This window comes from Kitasatospora sp. NPDC093806 (genome assembly GCF_040683335.1).
In the GTDB taxonomy this organism is placed as follows: domain Bacteria; phylum Actinomycetota; class Actinomycetes; order Streptomycetales; family Streptomycetaceae; genus Kitasatospora.
Map to the genome: position 1 here is coordinate 27,700 of NZ_JBFBDO010000029.1, position 26,140 is coordinate 53,839.

The 26,140-nt window shown below is 69.9% G+C and carries 30 protein-coding genes and 1 pseudogene; 9 read left to right on the forward strand and 22 right to left on the reverse strand.

Annotated elements, in window-relative coordinates; all coding sequences use genetic code 11:
- Positions 1–5: 5 nt before the first annotated feature.
- The 7 genes from ligA to AB0N76_RS16900 form a co-directional block, all read right to left on the reverse strand.
- Positions 6–2,384, reverse strand: a complete 2,379-nt coding sequence (gene ligA / locus AB0N76_RS16870) for an NAD-dependent DNA ligase LigA (RefSeq protein WP_363557734.1) — start codon at positions 2,382–2,384, stop codon at positions 6–8.
- A gap of 24 nt (positions 2,385–2,408) precedes the next feature.
- Entirely contained in the window at positions 2,409–3,437 is a 1,029-nt protein-coding gene (locus tag AB0N76_RS16875) for a methionine synthase (RefSeq protein ID WP_363557736.1), read from the reverse strand.
- A 34-nt stretch (positions 3,438–3,471) separates the two neighbouring features.
- Entirely contained in the window at positions 3,472–4,161 is a 690-nt protein-coding gene (locus AB0N76_RS16880) for an SDR family oxidoreductase (RefSeq protein WP_363557738.1), read from the reverse strand.
- Between the two features lie 13 nt (positions 4,162–4,174).
- Positions 4,175–4,699 carry a TIGR00730 family Rossman fold protein gene (locus tag AB0N76_RS16885; RefSeq protein ID WP_363557740.1) on the reverse strand — a complete coding sequence of 175 codons (525 nt, stop codon included), beginning with the start codon at positions 4,697–4,699 and terminating at the stop codon, positions 4,175–4,177.
- Between the two features lie 61 nt (positions 4,700–4,760).
- On the reverse strand, positions 4,761–5,162 hold the full coding sequence (locus tag AB0N76_RS16890) for a DNA-binding protein (RefSeq protein WP_363557837.1): 402 nt from the start codon (positions 5,160–5,162) through the stop codon (positions 4,761–4,763).
- 11 nt (positions 5,163–5,173) lie between these two features.
- Positions 5,174–5,422, reverse strand: coding sequence for a hypothetical protein (locus AB0N76_RS16895; RefSeq protein WP_363557742.1), 249 nt, complete (start codon positions 5,420–5,422; stop codon positions 5,174–5,176).
- Between the two features lie 75 nt (positions 5,423–5,497).
- Positions 5,498–5,890, reverse strand: coding sequence for a DUF4267 domain-containing protein (locus tag AB0N76_RS16900; RefSeq protein ID WP_363557744.1), 393 nt, complete (start codon positions 5,888–5,890; stop codon positions 5,498–5,500).
- A gap of 170 nt (positions 5,891–6,060) precedes the next feature.
- On the opposite strand from AB0N76_RS16900, the gene AB0N76_RS16905 reads away from it, so the two are divergent.
- A complete protein-coding gene (locus AB0N76_RS16905) occupies positions 6,061–9,423 on the forward strand; it encodes a BTAD domain-containing putative transcriptional regulator (RefSeq protein ID WP_363557746.1) in 3,363 nt (1,120 codons plus the stop codon).
- Between the two features lie 178 nt (positions 9,424–9,601).
- Here AB0N76_RS16905 and AB0N76_RS16910 read toward each other — a convergent pair whose 3' ends face one another.
- The 6 genes from AB0N76_RS16910 to AB0N76_RS16935 all read right to left on the reverse strand — a co-directional run bounded on the left by AB0N76_RS16910 (position 9,602) and on the right by AB0N76_RS16935 (position 13,734).
- On the reverse strand, positions 9,602–10,159 hold the full coding sequence (locus tag AB0N76_RS16910) for a hypothetical protein (RefSeq protein WP_363557748.1): 558 nt from the start codon (positions 10,157–10,159) through the stop codon (positions 9,602–9,604).
- A gap of 73 nt (positions 10,160–10,232) precedes the next feature.
- Positions 10,233–11,882: an alpha/beta hydrolase gene (locus AB0N76_RS16915; RefSeq protein WP_363557750.1), complete on the reverse strand. Its 1,650-nt coding sequence runs from the start codon at positions 11,880–11,882 to the stop codon at positions 10,233–10,235.
- Complete coding sequence (locus AB0N76_RS16920; RefSeq protein WP_363557752.1) at positions 11,879–12,184, reverse strand: hypothetical protein; 306 nt, start codon at positions 12,182–12,184, stop codon at positions 11,879–11,881. Before AB0N76_RS16920 ends, AB0N76_RS16915 begins: the two co-directional genes overlap by 4 nt.
- 258 nt (positions 12,185–12,442) lie before the next feature.
- A complete protein-coding gene (locus tag AB0N76_RS16925; RefSeq protein ID WP_363557754.1) occupies positions 12,443–12,583 on the reverse strand; it encodes a hypothetical protein in 141 nt (46 codons plus the stop codon).
- Between the two features lie 84 nt (positions 12,584–12,667).
- Entirely contained in the window at positions 12,668–13,225 is a 558-nt protein-coding gene (locus tag AB0N76_RS16930) for a Uma2 family endonuclease (protein ID WP_363557756.1), read from the reverse strand.
- Between the two features lie 62 nt (positions 13,226–13,287).
- Positions 13,288–13,734: a hypothetical protein gene (locus tag AB0N76_RS16935; RefSeq protein ID WP_363557758.1), complete on the reverse strand. Its 447-nt coding sequence runs from the start codon at positions 13,732–13,734 to the stop codon at positions 13,288–13,290.
- Between the two features lie 205 nt (positions 13,735–13,939).
- Between AB0N76_RS16935 and AB0N76_RS16940 the strand changes: the two genes are divergently transcribed.
- Both AB0N76_RS16940 and AB0N76_RS16945 read left to right on the forward strand, forming a co-directional pair.
- Entirely contained in the window at positions 13,940–14,590 is a 651-nt protein-coding gene (locus tag AB0N76_RS16940; RefSeq protein WP_363557760.1) for a glyoxalase, read from the forward strand.
- Positions 14,591–14,632: 42 nt separating this feature from the next.
- A complete protein-coding gene (locus tag AB0N76_RS16945; RefSeq protein ID WP_363557762.1) occupies positions 14,633–15,094 on the forward strand; it encodes a DoxX family protein in 462 nt (153 codons plus the stop codon).
- A 98-nt stretch (positions 15,095–15,192) separates the two neighbouring features.
- Here the strand turns inward: AB0N76_RS16945 and AB0N76_RS16950 are convergent, their stop codons facing one another.
- Positions 15,193–16,143, reverse strand: coding sequence for a hypothetical protein (locus tag AB0N76_RS16950; RefSeq protein WP_363557764.1), 951 nt, complete (start codon positions 16,141–16,143; stop codon positions 15,193–15,195).
- A gap of 232 nt (positions 16,144–16,375) precedes the next feature.
- On the opposite strand from AB0N76_RS16950, the pseudogene AB0N76_RS16955 reads away from it, so the two are divergent.
- Positions 16,376–16,597: pseudogene (locus tag AB0N76_RS16955) on the forward strand (DUF6879 family protein); the annotation flags it as partial.
- Positions 16,598–16,648: 51 nt separating this feature from the next.
- Here the strand turns inward: AB0N76_RS16955 and AB0N76_RS16960 are convergent.
- The 7 genes from AB0N76_RS16960 to AB0N76_RS16990 all read right to left on the reverse strand — a co-directional run bounded on the left by AB0N76_RS16960 (position 16,649) and on the right by AB0N76_RS16990 (position 21,954).
- On the reverse strand, positions 16,649–17,383 hold the full coding sequence (locus AB0N76_RS16960) for a methyltransferase domain-containing protein (RefSeq protein ID WP_363557766.1): 735 nt from the start codon (positions 17,381–17,383) through the stop codon (positions 16,649–16,651).
- 37 nt (positions 17,384–17,420) lie between these two features.
- Positions 17,421–18,107, reverse strand: coding sequence for a class I SAM-dependent methyltransferase (locus AB0N76_RS16965; RefSeq protein WP_363557768.1), 687 nt, complete (start codon positions 18,105–18,107; stop codon positions 17,421–17,423).
- 43 nt (positions 18,108–18,150) lie between these two features.
- Positions 18,151–19,518 (reverse strand): hypothetical protein, encoded by a 1,368-nt coding sequence (locus AB0N76_RS16970; RefSeq protein WP_363557769.1) that lies wholly within the window; start codon positions 19,516–19,518, stop codon positions 18,151–18,153.
- A gap of 2 nt (positions 19,519–19,520) precedes the next feature.
- Positions 19,521–20,285 carry a hypothetical protein gene (locus AB0N76_RS16975; RefSeq protein ID WP_363557771.1) on the reverse strand — a complete coding sequence of 255 codons (765 nt, stop codon included), beginning with the start codon at positions 20,283–20,285 and terminating at the stop codon, positions 19,521–19,523.
- A 43-nt stretch (positions 20,286–20,328) separates the two neighbouring features.
- Positions 20,329–20,913, reverse strand: coding sequence for a hypothetical protein (locus tag AB0N76_RS16980; protein WP_363557773.1), 585 nt, complete (start codon positions 20,911–20,913; stop codon positions 20,329–20,331).
- A gap of 151 nt (positions 20,914–21,064) precedes the next feature.
- Positions 21,065–21,364 carry a hypothetical protein gene (locus tag AB0N76_RS16985; protein ID WP_363557775.1) on the reverse strand — a complete coding sequence of 100 codons (300 nt, stop codon included), beginning with the start codon at positions 21,362–21,364 and terminating at the stop codon, positions 21,065–21,067.
- Between the two features lie 80 nt (positions 21,365–21,444).
- Positions 21,445–21,954 carry a nucleoside-diphosphate kinase gene (locus AB0N76_RS16990; RefSeq protein ID WP_363557777.1) on the reverse strand — a complete coding sequence of 170 codons (510 nt, stop codon included), beginning with the start codon at positions 21,952–21,954 and terminating at the stop codon, positions 21,445–21,447.
- A gap of 422 nt (positions 21,955–22,376) precedes the next feature.
- Here AB0N76_RS16990 and AB0N76_RS16995 point away from each other — a divergent pair, with 422 nt between their 5' ends.
- Complete coding sequence (locus AB0N76_RS16995; RefSeq protein WP_363557779.1) at positions 22,377–23,042, forward strand: NUDIX hydrolase; 666 nt, start codon at positions 22,377–22,379, stop codon at positions 23,040–23,042.
- Positions 23,039–23,452: an NUDIX hydrolase gene (locus tag AB0N76_RS17000; RefSeq protein WP_363557781.1), complete on the forward strand. Its 414-nt coding sequence runs from the start codon at positions 23,039–23,041 to the stop codon at positions 23,450–23,452. The genes AB0N76_RS16995 and AB0N76_RS17000 overlap by 4 nt, the downstream gene beginning before the upstream one ends.
- 158 nt (positions 23,453–23,610) lie before the next feature.
- On the opposite strand, the gene AB0N76_RS17005 is transcribed toward AB0N76_RS17000, so the two are convergent.
- Complete coding sequence (locus tag AB0N76_RS17005) at positions 23,611–24,150, reverse strand: flavoprotein (RefSeq protein ID WP_363557783.1); 540 nt, start codon at positions 24,148–24,150, stop codon at positions 23,611–23,613.
- A gap of 107 nt (positions 24,151–24,257) precedes the next feature.
- On the opposite strand from AB0N76_RS17005, the gene AB0N76_RS17010 reads away from it, so the two are divergent.
- The 3 genes from AB0N76_RS17010 (at position 24,258) to AB0N76_RS17020 (ending at position 26,115) form a co-directional block, all read left to right on the forward strand.
- Positions 24,258–25,418, forward strand: a complete 1,161-nt coding sequence (locus tag AB0N76_RS17010; RefSeq protein WP_363557785.1) for a helix-turn-helix transcriptional regulator — start codon at positions 24,258–24,260, stop codon at positions 25,416–25,418.
- A 104-nt stretch (positions 25,419–25,522) separates the two neighbouring features.
- The gene (locus tag AB0N76_RS17015; protein ID WP_363557787.1) at positions 25,523–25,963 is read left to right on the forward strand and encodes an ATP-binding protein; all 441 of its coding nucleotides are present in this window, start codon (positions 25,523–25,525) and stop codon (positions 25,961–25,963) included.
- Positions 25,960–26,115, forward strand: a complete 156-nt coding sequence (locus AB0N76_RS17020; RefSeq protein WP_363557789.1) for a hypothetical protein — start codon at positions 25,960–25,962, stop codon at positions 26,113–26,115. Before AB0N76_RS17015 ends, AB0N76_RS17020 begins: the two co-directional genes overlap by 4 nt.
- The last annotated feature ends 25 nt before the right edge of the window (positions 26,116–26,140 follow it).

Genomic DNA, 26,140 nt, shown 5'->3' on the forward strand with positions numbered 1-26,140 from the left:
CGGGGTCAGCCCTCGGCGGCGACCTCCCCGGCGGGCTCCTCGGTGGACTCCCCGGCGGACTCCTCGACGGGTTCCTCGGCCTCCGCGGCCTTCTTCGCGGCGGCCTTCTTGGCGGGCGCCTTCTTCGCCGGGGGCTCCTCCGGCTCCGGCGACAGCCCCAGGTGCACCCGGGCGGCCGCCGACCCCTGCTCCAGCAGGATCGCGAAGCCCGCGTCGTCCAGCACCGGCAGCCCCAGCTGGACGGCCTTGTCGTACTTGGACCCGGGGTTGTCACCGGCGACCACGAAGTGCGTCTTCTTCGACACCGACCCCGTCACCTTCGCGCCCCGCGAGGTCAGCGCCTCCTTGGCGCCGTCCCGGGTGTGCCCGGCGAGCGTGCCGGTGACGACCACCGTCAGCCCCTCCAGCGGGCGTTCGCCCTGCTCCTCGGCCGCCTCCTCGGTGAACCGGACCCCGGCGGCCCGCCACTTCTCGACGATCTCCCGGTGCCAGTCCACCTGGTACCACTCGATGATCGAGCGCGCGGTGCCCGAGCCGACCCCCTCGGTGGCGGCCAGCCGCTCCTCGCTCGCCGCGAAGATCGCGTCCAGGTCGCGGAACTCCCGGGCGAGGTCCTGGGCGGCGACCGGACCGACGTGCCGGATCGAAAGGCCGTTCAGGAACCGCCAGAGCGGGCGGTCCTTGGCCTTCTCGATGTTCTCCAGCAGCAGGCCGGTGTTCTTCTTCGGCGCCCCCGTGGTGGTCGCGAAGAAGGGCACCTCCTTCTCCTCGCCGGTCTCGTCGTCGAGCTTGGGCATGCCGGTCTTCTGGTCGCGCACCAGCACCCGGATCGGCAGCAGCTGCTCGACCGTCAGGCCGAAGATGTCGCCCTCGTTGCCCACCGGCGCGTCGGCCGGCTCCAGCGGCTGGGTCAGCGCGGTGGCGGCGACGTAGCCGAGGCCCTCGATGTCCAGCGCCGAGCGGCCGCCGAGGAAGGCGATCCGCTCGCGGATCTGGGCCGGGCAGAACTGCGCGTTGGGGCAGCGCAGGTCGATGTCCCCCTCGGCCATCGGACGCAGCTCGGCGCCGCACTCGTGGCAGTGCGAGGGCATCACGAACGCCTGCTCGGTGCCGTCCCGCAGGTCGTACACCGGGCCGAGGATCTCCGGGATGACGTCCCCGGCCTTGCGCAGCACCACGGTGTCGCCGAGCAGGACGTCCTTGGCCTTGACCACGTCCTGGTTGTGCAGCGTCGCGTACTGCACCATCGAGCCGGCCACCTTCACCGGCTCGGCCAGCACCGCGTACGGGGTGGCCCGGCCGGTGCGGCCGATGCCGATCTTGATGGCGGCCAGCTTGCCGGTGACCTCCTCCGGCGGGTACTTCCAGGCGATCGCCCAGCGCGGGGACTTGGAGGTGGCGCCGAGCCGGCCCTGCAGCGGGATCTCGTCCACCTTGACGACCACGCCGTCGATCTCGTGCTCGACCGAGTGCCGCTGCTCGCCGAAGTGCTTGATGAACGCCCGCACCTCGTCGAGCGTGCCGACCACCTTGTTGTGCCGGGCGGTCGGCAGGCCCCAGGCGCGCAGCAGGTCGTAGGCGTGCGACTGGCAGTCGATGTCGAAGCCGGACCGCGCGCCGATGCCGTGCACCACCATGTGCAGCGGACGGGAGGCGGTGACCAGCGGGTCCTTCTGGCGCAGCGAGCCGGCGGCGGCGTTGCGCGGGTTCATGAACAGCCGGATCATCGCCCGGGGCCGCTTGCCCTCCTTGGCGCGCTCCTCGTTCTCCAGCCGGCGGCGCTCGTTCTCCTCGGCGAAGGAGGCGTTGAGCGCCTCGAAGGCGTCGGTCGGGAAGTAGACCTCGCCGCGGATCTCCACCAGCTCGGGGACGTCGTCCCCCTGGAGCCGGTGCGGGATCTCCTTGATGGTGCGGACGTTGGCGGTGATGTCCTCGCCGACCCGGCCGTCGCCGCGGGTCGCCGCCTGCACCAACTGGCCGTTCTCGTAGGTGAGGTTGACGGCCAGGCCGTCCACCTTCAGCTCGCACAGGTAGTGGTACTCGATCCCGGCCAGCTCGCCCGCGACCCGCTCGGCCCAGGCGCCGAGCTCCTCGTCGTCCATCGCGTTGTCCAGGCTGAGCAGCCGCTCCCGGTGCTCGACCGGCGCGAACAGCCCGGTCGGCGCGCCGCCGACGACCTGGCTCGGCGAATCCGGCGTGATCAGCGCCGGATGCGCGGCCTCCAGCGCCTCCAGCTCGCGCATCAGCACGTCGAACTCGGCGTCGCTGACGACCGGCGAGTCCTGCTCGTAGTAGCGGGCCCGGTGGTCCGTGATCTCCGCCGCCAGCTCGGCGTGCCGCCCGCGCACCTCCGCCGGGACGTCCTCCCAACCCTCGACAGCCACCACCGCAAGCCCTCCGTTAACTTCTCATTCCGGGTTGTCCACCAGGCTCTGGCCCGCCTTCACGCTCAGTGACAGCGCCTTGCGCGCATACGCCGGGGAGGCCCCGGCCAGCCCGCAGGTGGGCGTCACCAGCACACGGCGGCCCAGCAGCTCCGGGGCGAACCCGAGCCTGCGCCACAACGTCCTGACACCCTGGACACTACCGGCCGGGTCTGACACTGCCCTTGATTGAACGGGGGCCTGGTCAGTGGAGGGGACGACACCCGCGAGGATCATGGTGCCCGCCTCGACCGCCTCGCCCAGGTCCTCGTCCTCACGCTCGGTCAGCAAGGAGAAGTCCAGCGAGACCCCCGCCACCCCGGCCCGGCGCAGCAGCGGCAGCGGCACCCGCGGCGCGCAGCAGTGCACCACGACGGGCGCGTCCAGGCCGCCGACCACGTCGCGCAGCACCTCCTCGGCCACCTGGCGGTCGACGGCGCGCAGCCGCTGGAAGCCGCTGGCGGTCTTCACCTCGCCGGCCAGCACGGCGGGCAGCGAGGGCTCGTCCAGCTGGAGCACCACCTCGGCGCCCGGCACCCGCCTGCGGACGTCGGCGAGGTGGCGGCGCAGGCCCTCGGTGAGCGAGCCGGCGATGTCCCGGCAGGCGCCGCGGTCGGCGAGCGCCTTCTCGCCGTACTTGAGCTCGATCGAGGCGGCGAGCGTCCACGGCCCGACCGCCTGGACCTTCAGCGCGCCCCGGTAGTCCTGGGTGAACTCCTCCAGCGCGTCCAGGTCCTCGCCGAGCCAGGAGTGCGCGCGCCGGGTATCCCGGCCCGGACGGTCGGTGAACCGCCAGCCGCTCGGCTCGGTCTGCGCGAACAGTTCGACCAACAGTCCGGCGGAGCGGCCGATCATGTCGGCCCCCGGCCCGCGCGCGGGCAGCTCCGGCAGGAACGGCAGGTGCTCCAGCGCGCCGGTGGCCGTCTTGGCGGCCTCCCGGGCGTCGGTGCCGGGCAGCGAGCCGACGCCGGTGGCGGCGCCGACCAGGTCGGGGAAGGGGTGTCCGTTGCTCACCCGCCCGAGCCTAGTCGGCGCGGCCTCCCCCGCCTCAGTACCCCGGGCGGACGGTGAGCTCGGTGATCTCGGCGTCCCGGGAGGCGTCCAGCGCGGCCAGGATCGCCTTGGCCACCGACGCCGGCTCGATCCAGCGGCCGCCGTCGTACTCCTTGCCCTCCTGCTGGTGCACCTTGACCTGCATCGGGGTGTCGGTCCGGCCCGGGAACACCGAGGTGACCCGGACGCCGTGCTCGTGCTCCTCCAGCCGCAGCGCGTCGGCGAGCGCCCGCAGCCCGTGCTTGCTCGCCGCGTACGCCGACCACTCGGCGCTGGTCCGCAGCCCGGCGCCCGAGTTGACGAAGACCACGTGCCCCTTGGCGAGCCGCAGCGAGGGCAGCAGCAGCCTGGTCAGCTCGGCGGGGGCGACCAGGTTGACGTTCAGCTGCTCCTGCCAGGCCTTGACCGGCAGCTCCCCGACCTGGCCCAGCTCGACGATGCCGGCCAGGTGCAGCAGCGAGTCCAGCTCGACCGGCGGCTGCTGGTGCCCGAGGGCCCAGGACAGCTTCGCCGGGTCCGCCAGGTCGCCGACCAGGGTCTTCGCCCCGGGGAAGCGCTCACGCAGCTCGGCGGCGCGCCGGGCGTCGCGGGCCAGCAGCCAGAGCTCGTCCCCGCGCTTGGCGAGGAGGGTGGCGAGGACGGCGCCGATGCCGGAGCCGGCGCCGGTGATCAGATGTGCAGCCATGGCCCCGATCCTCTCAGGCCTTCAGCTGCTCGAAAACCTGCGCCGGGGCGTCGGCGAAGGTGATCAGCTCACCGAGCGGCCTCGACAGGAACCCCTCCGCGTCCATCCGCTCCAGCTGGGTGCGCAGCCCCGCGTAGAACCCCTCGGTGTCCAGCACGATCACCGGCTTGTCGTGCAGCGCGTGCTTCTTGAGCTCCAGCACCTCGGTGACCTCGTCCAGCGTCCCGAGCCCGCCGACCAGCACGACGACCGCGTCCGCCCGCATCAGCAGCTGCGCCTTGCGCTCGGCCAGGTCGGCGGTGGTGATCAGCTCGTCGGCTCCCACGTACGCCTTGTGCTTCAGCAACTCGACCGAGACCCCGACCAGCCGCCCCCCGGCCGCCTTCACCCCGTCGGCCAGCAACCCCATCAGCCCGGCGTTGGACCCACCCCACACCAGGGTGTGCCCGCCCTCCCCGAGCAGCCGCGCGAACTCGGCGGCGGGGGCGGAGTAACGGTCGTCGAGCGAGTACGCGGAGCAGAAGACAGTGATGTTCATAGTGCTCCCCGGTCTATCACGGCGACCGATCCACCCACTACCGAATTGGCCCCGCCCGGCCTCAGATCGCGATGAGCCGGACCCGGCCGCCGCAGAGCTTCGCCATGTCGTCGACGTCCGAGGTGAGCATGGCCACCGGACCCGGCTGGCGCAGCGCCGCCTCGGCGACCGTGGCGTCGATCGCGTACTTGTGACCGTGCAGCGCGGCCTGCGCCAGCAGCTTGGCCGCGGCCCTGGCAGCCTGCCCGGTGACCGGCTCCACCTTGACCCGGGAGAGCGTCCGGCTGAGCCGGGCCTCGTTCACGCGTGCGTGCGTGACCTCCACGATGGTGTTCGCGCCGACCACGAGGTCAGCCCCCATGGCGTGGAACACCTGGAGCATCGCGAGTACGCCCCGGTCCTGCGCGATCCACGCGGACAGACCTTGCGAGTCCAGCACGACCGTCTCGAAGCGCTCGGTCACGCGGCGCTCGGTCACGCGGCGCTCGCCGAACCCGCGGACCCGGCGGGGCCGAAGATCCTGGCGTGCGCCTCGGACATCTCCTCATCGGTGAACCGGCCCTGCTCGTCCTGGTAGCGGCGGAGGTCGTCCGCGAGCAACTGGTGCCGGATCTGGCGGGCGACCGCCTCCGCGACGTAACCGGAGACGTTGTCGGTGAGCTTCTTCAGCTCGGCCACCTGCTCCGTCGGGAGCGTGACGGTGATGCGCGTGGTTCCTGCCACAGGGAAAGCATACGGCGGTATGCGCCATCGCGGCGGGCTTCCCCGGCACGTCCGTGGTCATGTGCGCGGCCCCGCTCAGACGGCGGCCCGGGTGGGGCGTTCGCGCAGGAGGAGGGCGGCGTTCAGGGCGACCGTCGCGGCCGCGGCGCCGTGGACGCCGAACGCGATGGCGGTCGACCCGTGGTTGCCCAGGACCGTCAGCATGTCGGTGAGCGGCGCGAAGGTGAGCCCCAGCAGCACCCAGCCGAGCGCCTTGCGGTGGCCGGTCAGCAGGAGCGCGAAGACGCCCAGGCAGATCCCGATGTCGCGGCCGCCCTTCACGGTGAGGAAGCCGGTGCCCTCGTGCTCGGGCCAGCTCGGCAGGCCGAACCCGGCCGCGGACCCCTGCGGGTCGAGCAGGAAGAGGAGGCCGATGTAGAGGAGGAACAGGCCGCTCAGGGCGGAGAGGACGGTGGTGAAGCGCTTCATGGCTCTTCCTGTCTTTCGGATCGTTCGGATCGTTCGGAGGGAGTGCGGGGAGGGAGTGCGGGAAGACATCGGCGCCTTCCCGGTGTCCGTGCGAGAAGCCTCGCCGGGGGCTCATGGAGGCCGTTTGGAAGCGACTTGGAAAGCGATCGTCGCCGTCTACGCTGTGCCGGGTGACGGTCTCCATACGCGTGCTGGGCTCCTTCGCCGCCGAGCTGGACGGCGGGCCAGTCCCGCTCGGCGGCCGGCGGCAACGCGCGGTCCTGGCCCGGCTGGTGGTGGCGCGTGGCGAAGTCGTCTCGGTCGACCGGCTGGTCGAGGAGGTCTGGCAAGGAGCCCCGCCCGCGCGGGCGGTGACCTCACTGCAGGCGTACGTGTCGAACCTGCGCCGGCTGCTGGAGCCCGGCCGGGCGCCGCGCACTCCGGCCGCACTGCTGGTCAGCGCACCCCCCGGATACGCGCTGCGGCTGCCCGGCGAGGCCGTCGACGCCGGGCGGTTCGAGCGGCTGCTGCGCGAGGCCCGCGACGCCGCGCAGCGGCAGCCGGACACCGCGCGGCGCCTGTTCGGCGAGGCGCTGTCGCCGTCGCTGTGGCGGGGCGGCGCGTACGCCGAGTTCGCCGACGACTCCTGGGCCCGCGCCGAGATCGCCCGCCTGGACGAGCTGCGGCTGGTCGCGCGCGAGCTGAACGTCGCCGCCGGACTGCGGTCGGCGCAGGCCGCCGTGACCGTCCCCGAGGCCGAACTGCTCACCCGCGAGGAGCCGTTGCGCGAGGAGGGCTGGCGCCTGCACGCGCTGGCGCTGTGGGCGGCGGGCCGGCAGGCCGACGCGCTGGCCACGCTGCGCCGGGCCCGCGCCGTCCTGGCGGCCGAGGTGGGCCTCGATCCGGGGCCGGCGCTGACCGAGCTCGAAGCGGCCGTCCTGGGCGGCCGCACCGCCGTCCTGCGCACCGCGACGGAGGCGCCGCGACACCGGACACCGGTCCCGTCCGAGGGCCGCGGAGCCCCGGCCCCGCCTCCCCTACCCACCACCGCCGACGCGCCGTTCGTCGGCCGCGAGACCGAACTCGCCCGGCTGCTGGAAGCCGCCGACCGGGCCGCCGGCGCGGGCCCCGGCGTCGCGCTGGTCACCGGCGAGGCGGGGCTGGGGAAGTCGGCACTGCTGGAGCGGCTCGGCGAGCGGCTGCACGGCGCCGGCTGGCTGGTCGCGACCGGCCAGGCACCCGACGACGAGGGCGCGCCGCCCGGGTGGCCCTGGGTGACGGCGCTGCGCGCGATCGCCGCCGCCGCGCCACCCCCGGCCGGGTCAGCCGAGGTCCTGGCCCCGCTGCTGTCCGACCGCGCGTCCGATCTCGCGTCCGGCCGGGAGCCCGACGAGGACGCGGCCGCCGGCCGGTTCCGCCTCCACCGCGCGGTGTCGCGGTGGCTCGCGGCGGTGGCCCGCGAGCGGCCGCTGGCCCTGCTGCTGGACGACCTGCACTGGGCCGACGCCGAAACGCTCGCCCTGCTGACGGCCCTGACCGAGCTGCCCCCGGGAACACCGGTCCTGCTCGTGGCCGCCTACCGGCCGGACGAGACCGGGGGCCCGCTCACCGACCGACTCGCCGCGCTCGCCCGGCGCTCGCCGCTGCGGCTGCCGCTGCCGGGACTGCCCGTGTCGGCCGTCGCCGAGGTGATCGAGGCCGCGGGCGGCGGGCCGGTGGACGCCCGGACGGTCGCCGCGCTCGCCGAACGCACCGGCGGCAACCCCTTCTACCTGCGGGAGAGCGCCCGGCTGCTCAGCGGCGAAGGCGCGCTGGTGGCCCTGTCCGAGGTCCCCGAAGGCGTCCGGGACGTGCTGCGCCGCAGGCTCGGCCACCTCCCCGAGCCGGTGGTGGCGGTGCTGCGGCTGGCCGCGGTCGTCGGACGCGAGGCGGACATCGAGCTGTTGGTCGGCGCCGCGGACACCGACGAGGACGGAGTGCTGGGCGCGCTGGACTCCGGCCTGGTCGCCGGACTGCTGACCGAGCCCGCCCCGGGCCGGGTCCGGTTCACGCACGCGCTGGTGCGCGACACACTGCTCGCCGATCTGAGCGGCCTGCGGGCCAGGCGCCTGCACGGGCGGATCGCGGCCGGCCTGGAACGGCTCGGTTCGGGTGACGTCTCGGCGCTGGCCCACCACTTCGCGCGCTCGGCGGCGTCGGCGACGGCCGCCAAGGCCGTGCAGCACTGCCTGCGCGCGGCCGAACTGGCGGCCCGCCGCCACGCCCACGACGCGGCGGCCGAGCTGCTCGCCACCGCGCTGGACTGCTTCGACCGGGCCCCGGCCGAGCCGACGGGCGACCTGTCGAGAGACCGCGAGGCGGACCGCGTCGACCTGCTCGGGAGGCTGCTGCGCGCCCAGGTGCGGGCCGGGGCCGTCATGGCCGCCCGCGCGACCCGGCAGCGGGCGATCGACCACGCGGTCGACACCGGGCGCAGCGAGCTGCTGGTCCGCGCGCTCACCGCCTGGTCCGAGCCGACGCCGTGGCAGACCCGGCCGTACGGCGCGGTCGACGAGCCCGTCGTCGCGCTGCTCCGCCGCTCGCTGGACCGGCCGCTCCCCGAACCGACCACCCGGTGCGAGCTGCTGCTCGCCTACTGCGCCGAACTGTCCGACGTGCGCGACCCGCGGGCGCGGGCCGCCGCCGAGGAAGCCGTCGACCTCGCGACGGCCTCCGGTGACCCGCGCCTGCGCGCGCGGGCGCTCGCGGCGCTGCTCCGCGAGCTCGACGCCGAGCGCGAGGGACGCGAGCTGGCGGTCCGTAGCGAGGAGCTCGTCCGGCTCGCCACCGAGCACGAGCTGCCCGCCCTCCGCTGGTTCGGCCTGTCCAGCCTCTCGACCGCCGCAGCCGCCGAAGGCGACGTCGCCGCCGCGTACGACCACATCGACACCTGCGTGGAACTCGCCCGGACGTACCGCATGCCGGGGCCCGTCGTGACCGGTCAGACCGCGCTGGCGACGCGGGCGCTGATCGAAGGGCGCGGGGAGGACGCCGAGCGGCTGTACGCCGAGGCCGCCGCCGGGATGGCCCGGCAGGGCTCCCCGCACGCCGACGGCTTCCTGCAGGTCGCGACGGCGACGATCCGGGCCGCCCAGGGCCGGCTCGGCGAGTTCGTCCCGCAGGCCCGGCGGCTGACCGAGGAGTACGGACCGTCGATGGCGGACCTGCTCGCGGCGGCCCTGTGCGCCGCCGGGGAGCCGGACGAGGCCCGCGCCGTCCTCGCCCGGGTCGGCCCGCTGCGGACCGACTACCTCCTCACGGTCTTCGCGACCTTCCGCGCGATGGCGGCGGTGGCCCTCGGCGACCGGCGGCGGGCCGAGGAGCTGTACGACGTCCTACTCCCCCACCGCGACGCACCCCCGCCCGCCGCAGGCTTCACCCTGGCCATCCCCCCGGTCGCCCACACCCTCGGCGAACTCGCCCGCCTGCTCGGCCGCGACACCGAGGCGGCCGAGCACTTCGCGCACGCGGCCGCCATAGCCGAACGGTGGGGCACCACCCTGGGGCGCGGCTGACCTGCGCGTCCACTGGTGGAGCGCCCGTGAAGCACGCCGGGCCGGATCCGCCTCCTGCGGATCCGGCCCGGCGGGGTCACAGTCCCTGTACAGCACGGGGTTCGACAGACTCAACGTGAAGCCCGAAGGATTTCGGGAAGCGGATCGCAGCGGGTCAGGCCTCGCTCGCATCAATCGCCTAACCGGTCGAGTCCGGCTTTGCGCTGGGCGGCATGAGGCAACGTGTGCTGATCCGGAACATCAGGTCCCCGCTCGCCATCGTCTCGACGCTCACCAAATAACGTCCGGAAGGCTGGAAGGCGTCGAGCAAGGCCTGGACCTTGCCGTTCAACGTTTCCCGGTAGCCGCTGACCTGGAACTCCTGTTGTTCCAGCATCGTGCGGATCCGACGAGCAGCCTCCGGATGCTGCTCCAAGGCGATCGGACTGTAGGCGGCGTAAGACATCGTGTACCGGCCGTCGTTCGCGACCTCGTCGTTCTTTCCGACACATTGCCTGAATGATGGTCGAACCGTGTCCGGCGTGATGGTCCCCCCGGCGGTCTGGGCCATGTACTCGGTCATGTGCTGGGCCCAGTCCTGGGCCTCCTGGCGTGCCATGACGGGTATGGGGTCGGTCGGGCTGGTTCGGGACATGCATCCTCCCAGGAGCAGGGGCAGCACGAAGGCCACGGCTGCGGTGAAACCCGGGCGTCCGAAGCGCCGCGTGGAGGTCCGGGATGGAATGGTGGCTGACATGGGCGTTCCCTGTGGGCGGTCTGGTAGCGGACCGAGCATCCCAGTCGTGTGCCGGCCGCATTCGGGCGGACGGTCAGATACCCGGTGCAACATTGGGATCGACCTCCGGCTCCTTGGGAACGGTGTTCGGTGGTTGTCCGGCGATGATGCGCCCCTGATTGGCGAGGCTCTGGGAGTTCTCGTCCCAGTAGCCGCTGTGGCCGGAGGTGTCGATCTGGATGTTGTTACCACCGAATTTCTCGAACATCGGATCATCGCCGAGCGTGAAGCCCGCCACTTTTCGAATGTTGTCGTCATCCGCGGCACCGACCCAGAAATGGCTGGGATCGATGTGCAGTTTCTCAGCCTCGGTCACTGTCATTCCAGGACTGGCGACGGCCACGATGTCATCGGCTCCCAGGCCTTGCCCCCCGGCTGCGGCAGCACCTACGGCCGTGGTGCCGTAGCTGTGGCCGAGGACCGTGAGATGGCTGCGGTGGTCGCCTTGGGCGACCCTCGTTCCCAAGGTGAACTGGCGCATCGCCTCAGCACCGTCCTTGGCGCGGCCAGTACCCGCGACCCCCAAGCTCTCCGGAGGGATCTCGGGGGCGTCATATCCCAGCCACGAGATCACCGACACATTCTTGTTTCCATGAGCTGCGTCGATGGCGGCGTCCTGAAGTGCAGTGATCCGCGTGATTTGGCCAGGCATGCTTCCCAACGTGGTGCCGGTGCCAGGAACCATGACGGCGGTATGGTCGGCGGTATCCGGGTTCCCAAGAGCGACGATGGCTTTGCCGTCGCCCTTCGCATCAAGACCCAGCAGGAATAGCTTTTTTTCCGCAGCTTCACCATCCTGCCGGTCGAGCCGCTCTTTGAGTTCGCGCAGGGCACCTTCACGCTTGTTGTACTCCTCGAACGTGAGCCCACTTCCACGCGCGTCTCCGGCCTTCATCTCATCCAGCTGCTGCTCGAGAAGCAGTCGGTTGGCTTCGTCCCGTACGGTGGCCGGAAGGCCGTCCAGCCGTCCGACCTGGTCAGGGTGCAGCGCCAGGTAACTGCTCTGCTGGTCAGGCGTGAGGGACTTCCACCAGTCAGCGGACTTCTGCGGGTCGGTGTTCTCCGGGATGTACGGGCCGCTGAGACCGAGGTCCTTCTCGATGTCCTTCACATCTCGCGCGGTCTCGGCCGCTGAGCCGAAGACTCGGGGCCGAGTCAGGATGTCGGCGTCGAGACGACTGAGGGCCAAGGCACCCTTGTCGCTGGCCTCCTGGGCGCTGGCAAGAGCCTTGTTGATCCGATCCTGGGCCTCTCCCCTCAGCGTCACCAATGCCTTCCGATCCGCCTGGCCGTCGGCGTCGTGCTGCTCCGCATAGCTCTGCTTGGGCAATTGCACCGTCCCGTCCGAGGCAACCGACAGGCCCCACTCCTCAGCTCGGTAGATGGCGTTCTTGAGATTCGTCTGTGCTTGGTACATGCGGTCGGCGACGGTATCCAGGACGAGTGCGATGGCAGCCGACTCGACTCGTACAATCTCCAGGATCTGCTCGGTACGCTCCAGATTGGAGAAGGCATACTCGGCATCCTTGCCCGACCACTGCATATGGCGCAGCGGCCCGTTCACCTGGCTGCGGTGGCGGCCGTCGGCGCTGTGCGCAAAGCTCGACAATCCGCGCCAATTCTTCGCCGCATCATGCAATCCGGCCGGGTCGAATCGAAGAAGCAGTTCGAGGTTGGTGCTCACATCGGCCCCTGCTTCTGCCACACGTCGGTGATCGCATTCTCGTTGCGATCGTATTCCTGCGCGGTGGAATCCAGACTGTTCGCCGTTTTGGTGAAACGTTCCTGAACGGTCGCCAGGGCCGGCGCCCAACCGTTTGCCAGTTGGTCCAGTCGCGCGGCGACCGACCAACCTGACAGATGTCCGGCGGTCTGGTGGCTGGCGGCTATGGCAGCCTCGACAGGTGCTTTAAATTCCCCGCCTATCGCTCGAGCCGCGCCGCCGGATTTGCGTATCTCACCTGGATTGACCTTGATGTCGCCCATGTACCCCTCCCTCGCTGATGCCGGCACGCATCGGGCGCATGCTATTCCCCACGTGGCCTGGTGCCCATCCGTACAGATACTCAGATCGGGGGCACCAGCCCGTTGGGCGCGGCGCGCTGCTGCCAGCTCCCGATCAGCGTCTCCGGTCGACCACAGCCAGGCTCAGCGCATACGGCCGAGTACGGTGACCCCTCCCCATCCACATGTGGGCGAGGGACAGATGTGGCGGCGGACCGAGTGTCTCGGGTTCATGCCGCATCACGTATGACCACCTGTCGCGGCGATCGTTCCGGGACGAGCCGCGGCGAGACAGCCATCGGGAGCGTCCTGTTCGAACTTCCGGCACGCCTGGGCAATATCGAGCTGGACGTTCGAGGGCAGCCTCTGGATGATCAGCATGTCGCCGAACCACTCGACCCGGCTCAACCACCCCTGAGCCATCACGGGCCGGACCTGCGGGAAGCGAATCCGACCAGTCAGGTGTCAGTCCTGGTACGGGACGAGCGCCGACAGGCTCAGGGTGAAGCCGAAGGGTTCCGGGATGCGGATCTCGTCGCCGAACTTCCGGTCGCTGCGGGTGTGGTAGCGATCGTGGTTCGGTTCGGAGAACAGCGTCACCGTCTGCTGGCGCGGGTCCACGATCAGGTACAGCGGGATGCGCATCACGGCGTAGTCGTGCAGCTTGTCCATCCAGTCGTTGCCCGGGTTGGACGGCGACACGACCTCCACGGCGATCAGGGCTTCCGCGGCGGGGGCCTTGTTGCCCGGCTCGGAGAGGACCTCCACCGGCAGGTAGGTGAGGTCCGGCCCGCGGCCCTTTGAGCCATCCGGACTGACGATGGCACTCCGCTCGCTGGGCAGGTAATCGTCGGGCGCGTACCGCTCGAACTGCCTGCGCACCTGGGCGATGTTGAGCTGGTGGATGTTCGACGGCCTCCCCTGGAGGATCAGCGTGTCCCCGGACCACTCGATCCGCACACCCTCCGGGGTGATCCGCTCCAGTTCCTCGACGAAGTCACGGTACTGCTCATGGAAACCCATGCCGTCCTCTCCAGTGCCACGCGGTACGGGCCCGTACCGCGTGGCACTGGTCCCTTCGGCGGTTACGGCAGCTTCAGCCAGGGGCTCTTGTTGGCCAGCGTGGCGGTGTGGCGGCTGGTCCAGTAGATGGTCGTGTAGTTGCCGTAGGCCCGGCCGTCGCGGCCGGTGAAGTCGGGCGCGGTGAAGTGCATGTTCCGGACGGCCCCCGCAGGGCAGTCGTAGATCTTCTGCGACATGATCCGCGAACCGCCGGTCTCCAGCGTCTGCAGCTGGATCTTGCACGCGGGGTGCCCCGCGCGCAGGGTCACGTAGGCGTCCGGCCGGCCGACGCCCGCCCGCGGGGCACTGATGCAGGACTTCCAGTCGACGTAGTCCTCCCGGAGGCCCTCCGAGTACTCCCAACAGCCGCCACCGCTCGCCGCGTGCGCGGCGGGAGCCATGATCAGCGACGAAGCCATGATCGCGGCCGCACCCAGGATGCCCGCAGTGGCCCGAGTGAATTTCGACATTGAACAACTCCCCGTGAATTCCGCCTGGTTGACGGATGATCAAGGCCTGAACGTATGAGCTTGGTCATGAGCCTGTCCATCGCCTCGGCGATCTTCAGAGCTTTATTTGAGGAAGCACCCCCGCCATGCCCGCGTGCGTCGCGAAGCAGCTCGCCAGACCCGTCAGGAATCGAGAAGCCCCGTCCTCCACCCCGCCCCTAGCGTGATGGTCATGACGAACAACACCGCCCCCACCGCCCCCACCGCCATCACCTCCGTCACCCTCGAGGTCGCCGACCTCGACGCCGCGACCCGCTTCTACACCGCCTTCGGCCTGCACACCCACCTGCACCTGCGGACCTCCGACACCCACACCACCGGCTTCCACGGCTTCACCCTCGCCCTCACCGTCTCCAGCCCCGCCAACGTCGACCACTTCCTCACCGCCGCCCTCACCGCCGGCGCCACCGTCCTGAAGCCCGCCGCCAAGTCGCTGTGGGGCTACAGCGGCGTCGTCCAGGCCCCCGACGGCACCATCTGGAAGATCGCCACCTCCGCCAAGAAGGACACCGGCCCCGCCACCCACGAGATCGACGACATCGTCCTGCTCATCGGCGTCGACGACGTCAAGGCCACCAAGCAGTTCTACGTCGACCGCGGCCTCACCGTCGCCAAGAGCTTCGGCGGCAAGTACGCCGAGTTCGCCACCGGCCAGGCCAGCCCCGTCAAGCTCGCGCTCTACAAGCGCCGCGCCCTCGCCAAGGACCTCGGCGTCCCCGTCGACGGCACCGGCTCCCACCGCATCGTCCTCGGCAGCACCACCGACACCTTCACCGACCTCGACGGCTTCACCTGGGAAGCCACCACCGCCGCGTAGTTCACCCCCCTGCCCTGCCCGACTCCCCCTGAAGGAACACACATGTCGAAGCGCCTCATGACCGGTCTGTACTGGTTCCTGGCTTTTGAGTTCGCCCTGGGCGCCGTGACCAAGTACTGGTCGGGCGACACGATGTTCAGCTCGGCGTACTCCGCAAAGTTCGTCGAGTGGGGGTACCCGTCCTGGATGCGCTTCGTGGTCGGCGCCCTGGAAGGCGTCGCCGCCGCCCTGCTGGTGATCCCCGACAAGCGAGCACGCTTCCTGGGCGCCACGACGCTGATGTTCGTGCTCACCGGCGCGGCCACCACCCACATCGTCAACCACGACCCGGCGATGGAGAGCTGGGCCGCCCCGGTCCACCTCGTCATCATGGGCGTCCTCGCCCTGGCCAACTGGCCCGCCGACTGGCGCGACCTCCTGCGGGCCCCTGGCGTGGCAACCGCCCGCACACCGCGCCCGTCCGGCGAGCCGGCAAGCGTGCGACACCTCGGCGGAACCCCCTGACCCGCACCATCCGGCGGCGGTCTCTCACGGCCTCCGCCGGCTCCAGCGCCCTACCCGGCGGGCTCACTGACATCCGCCCGTCCTCGCGGCACCACCACTCATGCGCAGGACGGCAGCGGCCGGGGGTGCCGCTGATGTGCGCGTCGGTCCGAGAGGGCGCACAGGATGGCAACCAGGCCGGCGGCGAGACGGTCGGCGGGGGCGGCACCGGGATCACGCTCCGGCCGATGCGAGGCCAGGCGGGCGGCCAGCCAGCCAGGGGACGCCCAGCCGTCCTGGAGCGCCGCGACCGTGACCCGGCGCAGCAGATCGTCCTCCGGGACGGCGCGGGCGGCCTCCTGGAGCTCGGGCGGCAGGTGCTCGGCCATCCGCGCCCATCCGGCAGCGGGATCGTCGCCCGCGCGCGGAGTGGTAGCTGTCACCGCAACAGCAGCCATCTTCTCTACCTGGTAAGGGACTTCCTGGTTCAGTCCGCACGTGCGGAGCTTCGAGCCCGCACGTGCGGAGCCCCCCGAATCCGCACGTGCCGACTTCCGCTCGGCGTCGCACGGCCTCGGCAACACCGCACGTGCGGACTTCACCGGCAAGTCCGCAGGTGCGGACTCACCGGTGCCGCAGCGGAGCAACTCCTGCTTCACGCGGCGGCCGTCGGCACGCAGGACGGCGAGGGCGGCGTCCCAGTCGGGGACGCCGCCCAGGGGCATCGTGACGGCGTAGCCGCGCACCCGGGTGCCGGAGGGGCCGTGGACCAGGGCCAGCACGCCGGCGGCCTCGGCGGCGCGGTAGAACCCGGGGACGGAGTCCTTGGAGACCCGGCAGGCGCGGGAGAACCAGAGGTTGGACGGCGGGCAGTGCAGGTTGGTCCCGTCCGCGTCGGCCTTCTGCGCGGCATGCATGAGGAAGAGGACGAAGGACGGCCCCAGGGACTTCCAGGGCCCGCCGGTCGGGACGCTCTGCATCCACTGCCCGACGCGGACCCGGAACTCGTTCGCGGGTGGAGTGCCGGTAGGACGGGCGAGGGCAAGCGCTTCGGTGGTGACGACGTGCACGTTCGACCTTTCGTGGCCGAGATGCGAGTCGGCAGACAGCCCGACTGGCATACTGGCCGATGTTGGTTGGAAACGCGCGTGCCGGAACCGCCAAGTTGTAGGCACACGCGTGGAATGGCCACCGCCCAACTGGGCGGTGGCCATTCCAGTTTACGCCCACAGATCAGCAGATTTGACGTACAGTCACAGATCCGCAGCAATGAGTGCGCGACCGTCCCGGACAGCGACGTTGATGCCAACCGGCCGAACAGCAAAGGGTGGGCACCACGTGATCAAGGGCGAAGACTTCGGTCGGCTGTTCCAGATCTTCGAGCGGACGGCGTTCCGCCTGGAGACGCTGGCCGAGTACGACGTCGACGCTGAGCGCGAAGAGTTCGCCGACTTCCTCGCGGGCAAGGGATTGCCCGCGAAGCGCTCGGACAACCCGTCCGTGGTGGCCGGATTGCCGGCCACCACAGTCAGAGGTCCTGTGCGCTCTCGTGCGGATCGCTCGCGGGCTACGCGGCTACTTCGTGGCGACCACGTAGACGCTGGCCCACTGGCGCTTCGGATTGGCCATCGTGGGGTCGAAGGTCCACGGCTCGACGGTGCGGAAGCCCGCCTCGGTGAAGAGCTGGGCGAGCTTCTCGTGGTCGTACGCCCAGCAGTGGGGGTTATAGGTCGGGTCGTCGTCCTGGTCACGGAAGACGTAGTTGATAAGGTCGAGGTAGGTGTTGATGTCGCGCCGGCACTGCCGCTTGGCGTACCACCGGTCGATCATCTCGCTGGCCCGGTCCGGCGGTGCCGGGTACTGGTTCAGAACGAAGGCGGCGTCGGGGACTCCGGTGATGAGCTGGCCTCCGGGCGCGAGGACGCGCTGGGCCTCGCGGGCGTAGGACTTGGCGGACCGCGGGTAGTCGATGTGCTCCAGGAAGTGCTCGGAGAAGATCGTCTCGGTGCCGGCATCGGCGAGTGGGATGCCCTCGCGTACGTCCCACAGGAGGTCGGCCGGCGAGACGATGTCGATGTTGAAGAAGCCGTCGATGCGGTGGCCGCCGCCGCCGATCTGGACCTTGGTGGGGCCGGGCTTGAGGACGCCGTCGGGCAGGGCAGCGACGCTGGCCCGGTGGTGACGGTGCAGTTCGACTTCCTTGACCGCCGCCCGGAGGGTACGGGCGAGACCGTGCGCGGTCGCAGGTGAGTCGAGGGCCTGGTCGAGCCGAGCGAGCAGTGCGGTTATCTGCTGGTCGTGCGAGGTCATCGGGGGTCTCGCTTCCTGGGTCGCCTGGGGTGGTGGTTCAGGTGGTTCGGGAGCTGAGCTGGTCGATCGTCCACAGGCCCAGCCCGTTGCCGGGGTGGTGCCGGCCGCCGTCCGTGAAGTCGGTGTCGAAGTGCTCGACGGGCTCGGGCAGGTGGAACGGGGCCGACTGAAGGTTGAGCGGGCGCCAGTGGGTGTCCGCGGTGTCGCGGTTCTCGGCCACGCCGACATAGGTGGTGGCGAGCAGGTAGGTCGAGCGGCTGGCGGTGGCGTGGTCGAGGAATGCGAGCACCTCGTGGTGGGTGAGGTGGACGAGGCAGTCCCGTGCGATGACGAGGTCCGCAGCCGGGATGTCGTCCCTGCTCAGGTCGGCCTGCCGGAAGGAGATGCGCTCGCTGCCGTGCCGTTCCTGGTTGAGCTGGACGAGGTCGGGGACGACGTCGAGGCCGACGTAGCCGTCCAGCTGATCGAACCCGTCGACCTGGCGGATCCAGTTGACGTCACCGCATCCGACGTCCGTGACGGTGCGGATCGGGTAGCGCGCGAGAACCGAGGAGAGGGCGGCCCGGACGGCCTCGGTCTGACGGATCTCGGAGCCGGGACCGGAGACCGACTCGGGAGATCCCCAGTGGTTGGTGCGGTAGATCTCGGTGAAGAGCGTCTCGGCGGGCTGGGTGGGTGCCGGCCAGGCAGCGGTGGACTGGGTGGCGGGGCCGTGGGTGGACATGCGTCTCCTCTGCGATCGGTCATCGAGGGGCGTGGGGCAGCGGTCAGCGGCTGCTGCTGCGCATGAGCGTGTACTTGATGTCGACCAGGCGCGGCGCGATGCTGAGCGCCAGCTGCTCGGTCGGGTGGAGGTGCCCGGCGTCGTCCGGCTCGGCACGCCAGACGCGGTAGTCCAGGTTCGGGTAGGCCGGGTTGATGCCGATCTCACCCTTGGGCATCGTGCCGTTGAACGGCACGACGATGTCCATGTGGTTCCAGTAGTTCCATGCTTGCAGAGCCTTGTGCTGGTCGAAGTAGAAGTAGAAGTCGGGGTAGCGGCCGAAGCTGCGGAGTTCGCGGTGGATGAGGTGGCCGAGCAGCGGGCCGAGTTGGGTGGCGAGGCTGTCGAACTCCCAGCGCGTGCGGTGCCAGGCTTCGGGCACCTGCCCGCTGGTGAAGAGCCGGGCCGCCACGAGGTAGCTGATCCGCTCGACCATGTACGCGCGGGCATGGTCAGCGTCGATGGTCGGGTCCACCCGCTGAAGAAGTGCCGCCAGCTGCTGCGGGCGGGGACGGAACCTGGCGAGGTTGAATTTACCGGCCATGTCCGGGAAGGAGGCGAACAGCATCTCCTTGTAGAGCCAGTTGTTGAACTCCCCGAGGTCGGCCAGCTGCCGGGTCCGTACAGAGGTGGAGTGGAGCATCAGGTACTCGGCGAGGGCCTCGAAGTAGAGGTAGCCAAGGATCGGCAGCCGGGGGATGGCCGCATCCAGCAGCTGCAGGAAGCCCTCCGTGGCCACGGTCGAGCCCTGGTAGACGATGCCGGCGGCCAGGGCCAGGAAGGCGGCCGAGTTCTTGATCCGGCCGACGACGGTCTCGCGCAGGTGGTGTCGCTCGGTCTTGCTGAGCAGGTACTCCAGGTCGGTGTGGATCTGCAGGTGGATCGAGCCCAGCCGCAGGTAGTCCACGCCCGCCAATCCGCGGTACGCCTGGGGCGGCGCGGTGATCTCGAAGATCAGCGGCGTGGGTGCGCGTCCGCCCAGGCCGACCCTGGCGAGGGAGGCGGGGGCCTCCCTGGTGAGGACGTAGGCGGCCAGGTTGTGCATGCGGAAGCCGTGCTCGGTCGCTGTGAGAGGCGCGCAGTAGATGCTCCCGACGAGGCATCCGCCGGAGGGGTAGAGCACCCCCTCCTCGCTGATCTCTTCCAGGGCGTGGGTGACGTGGAGCAGGTGCAGCTTGCCGTCGCTGCTCAGGCTGTCGAAGAGCGCGTTCTTGCGGAGGAGGCTGCCGTTCGGCGTCTCATCGGTCAGGCGCTTGTGCCAGGAGGCCGTCTGGGCTGCCAGCGGGTCGGCCTGCCCGGCCTCGGGCAGCAGCGCGGAGTCGAAGAAGGCATGCGCGTCGGCCCACAGGTCGTAGGCGTCGCGGAGGCTCACGGCTACACCAGCCCTTTCTCAGCGAGCGCGTACAGAACGGCTTCGGCGCTGCTGACTCCGGCGAGGTGCGCGGTCTCGGAGACGGCGACGAGGTCGAAGGCCACGGCGCGGAGCTGGTCAAATGCCGGCTCACGAACATGCCGCGCGTCGGGCCACCAGCTGAGCTTCGGCAGGCGGTAACGGTCGAGCGCGTCTGCCGCCTTGACCAAGTCGCAGATGAGCCCGGCGCGGTGGTAGTCGGCCTGGTCGTCCAAGCAGAAAGCGCCGTACGGCACGTCGTGCAGGCGGATGGCGGTTGCTGCCTGGATGATCCGCCGGGGCGTTGCCACCAAGCCGAAGTAGGTCCAGATGGTGTCCGCGTTGGCGGCGAGCCAGACGGCGGCACGAGCACCGTGGCCACGGTCGTCCTGGTCATGCAGGCGCTGGCAGTCGTGGACGGCTGCTGCCAGGACGACCGTGGCGGTATCGGTGTCGTCCAGCTCGTGGATCTCAGCGAGCAGAGCGGCCAGTGCGGCGGTCCGCATGCTGTGCCTGAGACCGTGGAGCGAGTCGTGGAGGCGAGGCTCCGCCAGCCACGTTGCCGGAAGAGCGGACCGGCTCAGGAGGTGCTTCGACGCTGGCCGCAGGGGCGGCGGCCAGGCCGCGCCGAGGTCGGGCCGGTTGGCCTTGATCCACTCAACGGTTGCCGGGTCCATGTACTGGTGGTGCGGCAGCTGCCTTCGGACAGCCAGGTCGACCAGACTCGTGGTCGTCGGGGTCGTGCTCATCTGTGCCCACCCCCTTCTGGTGGTCCACCGCGGTGACGTGCTCCTACCGGATCGGCGCGGCCTGTGCCTCGCGAGCCTTGCGCTCCTGCTCGGCGGCCTCGAAGGCGGCGGCGAAGTCGGCCAGCTCCTGCTCGCTCATCAGCGTCACGCCGAGCTCGGCGGCGACGTCGACGATCTGGGCGGACGCCTCGTCGCGGGCGACGTCCGAGGCACCGTCGTCGAGCAGCACCTCGAACTCGGCGTGATAGCCCCATGCCTCGCTCCACTTGAGGGCGATCTCCACGCCCTGGAAGCGGAAGTTGTGGCGGAAGTTGAACGCCTCGTGCATCGCGGACTCGAAGCCGAGCGCGTTGAACACCTTCACGGCCGCCGGGACGTCCTCGCGGGCGATCACGAACTCGGTCTCGTGGAAGGCGGCGCCCTGGCCGATCTTGCTACCCTTGAGGGTGATCTTGGCGGTGCCGGCGGCCGTGTTGTCCGTGACCTTCAGCAGCTGCTCGGGCAGCACGTAGAAGTAGATGTGCTTGGCGTCGTCGCCCAGGTCCTCGCCGTCCTTCCGCAGGCGGTCCATGAGCTGGTCGTGGGTCTCCTTGTCGAAGCGGGCGCGCATCTCGATCTCGACAGCCACGGTCGTGTCTCCTCGTTTCAGGCATGGCGGATCCAGCCGAACCAATGCGGGGTGGCCCCTGGCTGGTCCGGATGGGGCGGTATGGAGTTGGTGGTTGGTGTCGGGTGATGCGGCCGACTTCTGTTCGGCGGCCGCACCACCCGAGACGGGGTCAGCCCAGGTCGCCGAAGCGCTCGCGGATCACGCCGGCGTGCAGGTAGTTCGGCAGCGGGACGCCACCGACCGCCACACGGGTGGTCGCCGCCTGGTCCTCGGTCTCGCCCGGGAAGCCCTCCAGGAGCTGGAGGCACTGCTGGACCCACTCGCGGGACTTGGGCCAGTCGCCAGCATCCCGAAGGTTAACCGCCAGAGCGTAGGCGGTCTCGGTGGCCGCCCAGCGATCGGTCGCCAGCTCGCGCTGGAAGACCGACTCCAGCTCCTCGGCGGAGGCCAGGCGGGTCTGGTTGGTCATAGTGCCCTCTCAGATCAGACGGTGGTACCCCGGTGGTTCTCAACGCAGCGGCGTCTCAGTGGTGACGCCGCAGCCTGACGTCAGTTGGTGAAGATCTCGGCCAACGTGCGGTACTCGTGCAGCTCATCCTTGGCGAACCACAGCTCAACCTCCTGCGCAGCCTCATCCTTGTTGCCTGAGGCGTGGACCAGGTTGGCCACCGCCTTACCTACTGCCACGCTGCCCGCGGAGCTCATGTGCGAGAGGTCGCCGCGGATCGTTCCGGCCGGAGCCTGGTTCGGGTATGTGCTGCCCACGATCTTCCGAACGGTGGCGATGGCGTCGTAGCCCTCCAGCACCAGGGCGATGACCGGCCCCTGCTGCATGAAGGTGGCTGTGAGGTTGTAGACCTCTGCCCCGAGTCGCTCTTCGAGGTCGAAGTAGTGCTTGCGGGTGAACTCCTCGTCCATCCACTTCATCTTGACGCCGACGATCTTCAGCGCGGCATCCTCGAAGCGCGAGATGATCCGGCCTCCGAGGCCGCGCACCAGCGCGTCGGGCTTGAGCAGGACGAGCGTGCGCTCGACCGTGTGGACCTGGTCCTCGGCCATCAGTTCCCTTTCGGCTTATCGACACTCAGACATGACGGACAGTCAACCCGTCATGGACTGAGGTTACCGGCGCCAGGGAGTCACTTTTGGCGAGCCAGACCGCCCTGCAAACGAGTGAATCCCGTTCGGCTCGGCGGCGCTCGATCCGCCGGCGCGTCGGAGCGAGGCCCCGCAGGCGAACTCGCCCAACTACCTGTCTTGCCATGGTTGTTAACCTAGAATCTCCGAGAGGTGGAGCCATCCCACTGCCCGCACGGGAGCTACCCAGATCTCACGTTGCCCGGCAACGCCAGACCTTGAGCTTCCTAGCGAAAGTCTTCCGTTGCCCATGCCACGTAGCGATGAAGTGGCAGTGCAGTCGATGTGCATCTTCGACGCATGCCCTCTTCCGCGGTAGCAGCCATGATGGAGGGGGAAGGGCGTTGGACGTCATCGAGGTCTGGAGCGGTCGCTATGCCTGCCTGCTCCAGTCCGCCCTCCGCCTTACGAACGAGGCATTCGCCAACCAGCTCGGGATCGCAGTGCGCACCGTGGCAGCATGGCATGCTGATCCGTCCGTCGTACCGCGAGCCGAGATGCAGCAGCTCCTCGACGCTGCTCACGAGAGGGCATCGGGCTCCGCCCGCCAGCGCTTCGCGCTTCTGGCAGCGAAGAAGGACGGCAACGGAGCCTCCAAGTCCGACACGCCAGCTGCACAGGTCCTACGAGTGGCCATCTCGGTTGTTGTCCGGCAAGGCGAAGTGCTGCTGGTCTGCCGACGCGACGACGACGCGTCCGGGATCACTTGGCAGTTTCCAGCCGGGGTGATCAAGCCGGGCACCAAACCAGAGACCGCGACCGTCCGGGAAGCACTGGACGAAACCGGAGTCCACTGCGCAATCCGCCAGAACCTCGGCAGCCGCCTCCACCCGGTGACAGGGGTGATCTGCGAGTACTTCCTATGCGAGTACCTGACCGGCGAGGCGACTAACAGTGACACCATCGAGAACGTCGACGTGATGTGGGTTCCTCGAAACTCGGTGGCTCGCTTTATCAGCGCCGATACGATCTTCCCACCCATCCTGGCCGCCCTGGAGGAGCAGACGTGACACAACAGACTGCCGAGGAACGCCCGGGAATCTCCGCCGCGATCGTGGTCTGCGAAGGCCACGTCCTGATGGTCCGGCGACGGGTCAGTGAGGGCCCGCTCTCCTGGCAGTTCCCGGCTGGCGAGATCGAGCCCGGCGAGTCGCCGGAGCAGGCGGCTGTCCGCGAAACCGCGGAGGAGACTGGGCTGGAAGTGGACGCCATCAAGCACCTGGGCGTGCGCGTTCACCCGAAGACCGGCCGACTGATGTCGTACACGGCCTGTGAGGTAGTGAGTGGTACCGCTGACGTGGTGGACACCGACGAGCTGGACGCGCTCGCCTGGGTGGCTCTCGCGGAGATCCCCGAGTACGTGCCATATGGACTCTTCGAGCCGGTGCAGGAGTTCCTGGACGGTGCGCTGACCAGCTGACCAAGTACGAGCGGGGACCGCTCCGTGCAGGCCGGATGGTCAGGATTCGGCCTGCCTGGCCACACAGGATCATGCCCACCGAGATGCACTACCGCGCCTGTGGCATTGCCCCTTGGCGAGGTAGACGCTCCATACATCGGTGTCGGTAGATGCATGCCTCACATCGAACACACCATCGGGCGGAGCAGGTCAAGGACGTGAGTCCAGCTGTACTTGTCGCGGCCGCCACCGGACTTGGGCTTGTGGGGCACGTAGTCGCCGACCAGGACTCCCATGGTGCGGAGTCGGGCCAGGCTCTCCGCATAGGCCGGGTGAGCGGCAAGAGCGGAGTTGACATAGGGCTGGACGGCCACCGGGATGCCCAGACCGTAGGCCTCGCAGAGGATGCCGAGCGCCAGCGTGTCGGCGATGCCGAGGGCCCATTTGTTGATGGTGTTGAACGTGGCGGAGACGACCGCGATGGCATCGGCGGCAGGCAGCGGCCGGGGGCTGCCAGGGGTCCGCCAGGCGGAGCGGATCGGGTAGCCCGTCTGGGCCTCGATGGCTGCCTGGTCGATGAGGCCGAGCGCGTTGGGGGTGGCGATCACCCCGACCTTCCAGCCTTCGGCGTGAGCGGAGGTGATCAGTTCCCCGACCCCGTCGGCGATTCCCGAAGCGCAGACGACGACGTAGAGAAACGGTTCGCGGTGCTCCGTCAAACCCGAACTCCCGTTCGTGAGGGCACATCCCGCCATCCGCAGCGGGTATCGTCCGCACTGGTCGCTACGAACGGAGTATCAGTATGCCTAGGCACGTCTCCGAGCACATGGGCGAACGCATCGCCCAGTACCGCAAGCTTCGCCATCTCACCCAGCGCGAACTCGCCGCCCGCGCCCACATCTCCTACAGCATGCTGGCCAAGGTCGAGCAGGGCGCCAAGCCCGCCACACCCGCCGTGATCGCCGCTGTCGCCCGGGCGTTGTTCGTGCAGACCGTCGACCTCACCGGTCAGCCGTACATGACCGAGCTGCGACAGGACGAGCTCGACGTGCTGATCCAGCCGATCCGGGAGGCGCTCGACCTGTACGACCTGGGCGCCGATCCCGACATCGCGCCCCGCCCGGTGGATGAACTGCACACCGCTGCCGAACATTTGTGCGCCCTGATTCGTGGCACCCACATCAAGGACGCTGCCCGGGAGCTGCCGGCCTTGATGACAGAGGCCACGACAGCTGCACATTCGACGCCTTCAGCGAAGGCGTGGCAGGTATTGGCGAGCACGTACCGCACGGCCTACGACATCACCACGAAGTTGGGCTACAGCGACCTCTGCGTGGTGGCTCTGGATCGGATGGCCTGGGCGGCCGAGCGCGCATCCGATCCGGTACTCGCCGGGGTCCGGCAATATCTGCGCTCGATCGTCTACCTGCGCTCGGGCCAGTTCGAGTTGGGGAAGCGGCTCGTCGGGGTGGGCATGGACACTCTCGGGCAGGCCGACACCGGCCAAGTCCGGGACGTGGCGGTGGGGCAACTCCATCTCGGCGCCGCCATGTTGGCCGCACGGTCCGGGGACGGCGAGACAGCCGCCGAGCACATCGCGCAGGCGGCTCGGATTTCCGAGGTCACGGGCGAGGCCACCCAGGTGCACTGGCTGTCGTTCGGGCCGACGAATGTGGCCGTGCACCAGGTGGCGACGCTCGCGGAGCAGTACAAGTACGCGGAAGCCGTACGAGCCGCCGAGCGGGTCCGGATCCCGGCGAATTGGCCGGCTTCGCGGGCGGCCGCGCACATCGCGGAGGTGGCCCGGGCCCAACTGTGGGTCGGACGGTCGGAGGCATCGCTGAAGTCGCTGCAGCACGCCCGGACACTCGCACCACAGCAGATGCGCTACCACCCGATGGTGCGCGAGACGGTCACCGGACTCGTCTCCGCACACCGGTCGACGCCGGACACGCTCACCAACATGGCGCACTGGGTCGGAATCTGATAACCACTCTATGGAGTCGGACTATCACCCGAGAGTGATAGTCCGACCCTTCCTCTACGGCGATGCTCTACGCAACGAGCCGACTTCGCCAAGGGGAAGCGTCGATGAGCCTGATCTCGAACGCCGCAAGAGAACACGCCGTAGCGGGAATCCACCCGCGAACCGGACCGGCGGCCCTGCACCTGCCCTACCTGCCTGAGTCGGTGGCAGCTGCGCGCCGATTCGTCGGCGCGCAGCTGCGGCAGTGGGGGCTGGACGCACTCGTGGACGACGCATCGGTGATCGTCAGCGAGCTGGCCACCAACGCCGTCAAGACCGGATGCCAGACCCGCATGCTCGTTGCCGTCCGCTGCCCGACCGACCGGATCGTCCGCATCCTCGTCGGTGACGGCTCCCCCGTGATGCCCGTGATGCTCCAGGCCGGGCCCGACGCCACGTCCGGGCGGGGCCTGGCGATGGTCCACCGGCTCACGCACGGCCGGTGGGGCGTCACGGTGTCCCCCTCCGGGAAGGTCGTTCACGCCGACCTGGCGATCCCCCGGTGAACCGGCAGCCGTCGGATGACGATCCCGGCTTCGAGGACGTGCCGCCCTCCGACACCGATCCCGTCCGGGTGTGGGCCGCCTACGGGGTGTCGGTGGCGGCCGCGCTGCACGTGGTGGCAGTTGCCGTGGTGCTGATCAACCGGGCCCACTGAACCCCCGCCTGCACCGCCGGGCCGG

Coding starts and splice junctions, on each gene's coding strand:
- AB0N76_RS16880 (WP_363557738.1), bottom strand. CDS start 4,161: ATGGCTGCACATCTGATCACCGGCGCCGGCTCCGGCATCGGCGCCGTC.
- AB0N76_RS16885 (WP_363557740.1), bottom strand. CDS start 4,699: ATGAACATCACTGTCTTCTGCTCCGCGTACTCGCTCGACGACCGTTAC.
- AB0N76_RS16900 (WP_363557744.1), bottom strand. CDS start 5,890: ATGAAGCGCTTCACCACCGTCCTCTCCGCCCTGAGCGGCCTGTTCCTC.
- AB0N76_RS16910 (WP_363557748.1), bottom strand. CDS start 10,159: ATGTCAGCCACCATTCCATCCCGGACCTCCACGCGGCGCTTCGGACGC.
- AB0N76_RS16920 (WP_363557752.1), bottom strand. CDS start 12,184: ATGGGCGACATCAAGGTCAATCCAGGTGAGATACGCAAATCCGGCGGC.
- AB0N76_RS16925 (WP_363557754.1), bottom strand. CDS start 12,583: ATGCTGATCATCCAGAGGCTGCCCTCGAACGTCCAGCTCGATATTGCC.
- AB0N76_RS16930 (WP_363557756.1), bottom strand. CDS start 13,225: ATGGGTTTCCATGAGCAGTACCGTGACTTCGTCGAGGAACTGGAGCGG.
- AB0N76_RS16935 (WP_363557758.1), bottom strand. CDS start 13,734: ATGTCGAAATTCACTCGGGCCACTGCGGGCATCCTGGGTGCGGCCGCG.
- AB0N76_RS16940 (WP_363557760.1), top strand. CDS start 13,940: ATGGTCATGACGAACAACACCGCCCCCACCGCCCCCACCGCCATCACC.
- AB0N76_RS16945 (WP_363557762.1), top strand. CDS start 14,633: ATGTCGAAGCGCCTCATGACCGGTCTGTACTGGTTCCTGGCTTTTGAG.
- AB0N76_RS16960 (WP_363557766.1), bottom strand. CDS start 17,383: ATGACCTCGCACGACCAGCAGATAACCGCACTGCTCGCTCGGCTCGAC.
- AB0N76_RS16965 (WP_363557768.1), bottom strand. CDS start 18,107: ATGTCCACCCACGGCCCCGCCACCCAGTCCACCGCTGCCTGGCCGGCA.
- AB0N76_RS16975 (WP_363557771.1), bottom strand. CDS start 20,285: ATGAGCACGACCCCGACGACCACGAGTCTGGTCGACCTGGCTGTCCGA.
- AB0N76_RS16985 (WP_363557775.1), bottom strand. CDS start 21,364: ATGACCAACCAGACCCGCCTGGCCTCCGCCGAGGAGCTGGAGTCGGTC.
- AB0N76_RS16990 (WP_363557777.1), bottom strand. CDS start 21,954: ATGGCCGAGGACCAGGTCCACACGGTCGAGCGCACGCTCGTCCTGCTC.
- AB0N76_RS17010 (WP_363557785.1), top strand. CDS start 24,258: ATGGGCGAACGCATCGCCCAGTACCGCAAGCTTCGCCATCTCACCCAG.
- AB0N76_RS17015 (WP_363557787.1), top strand. CDS start 25,523: ATGAGCCTGATCTCGAACGCCGCAAGAGAACACGCCGTAGCGGGAATC.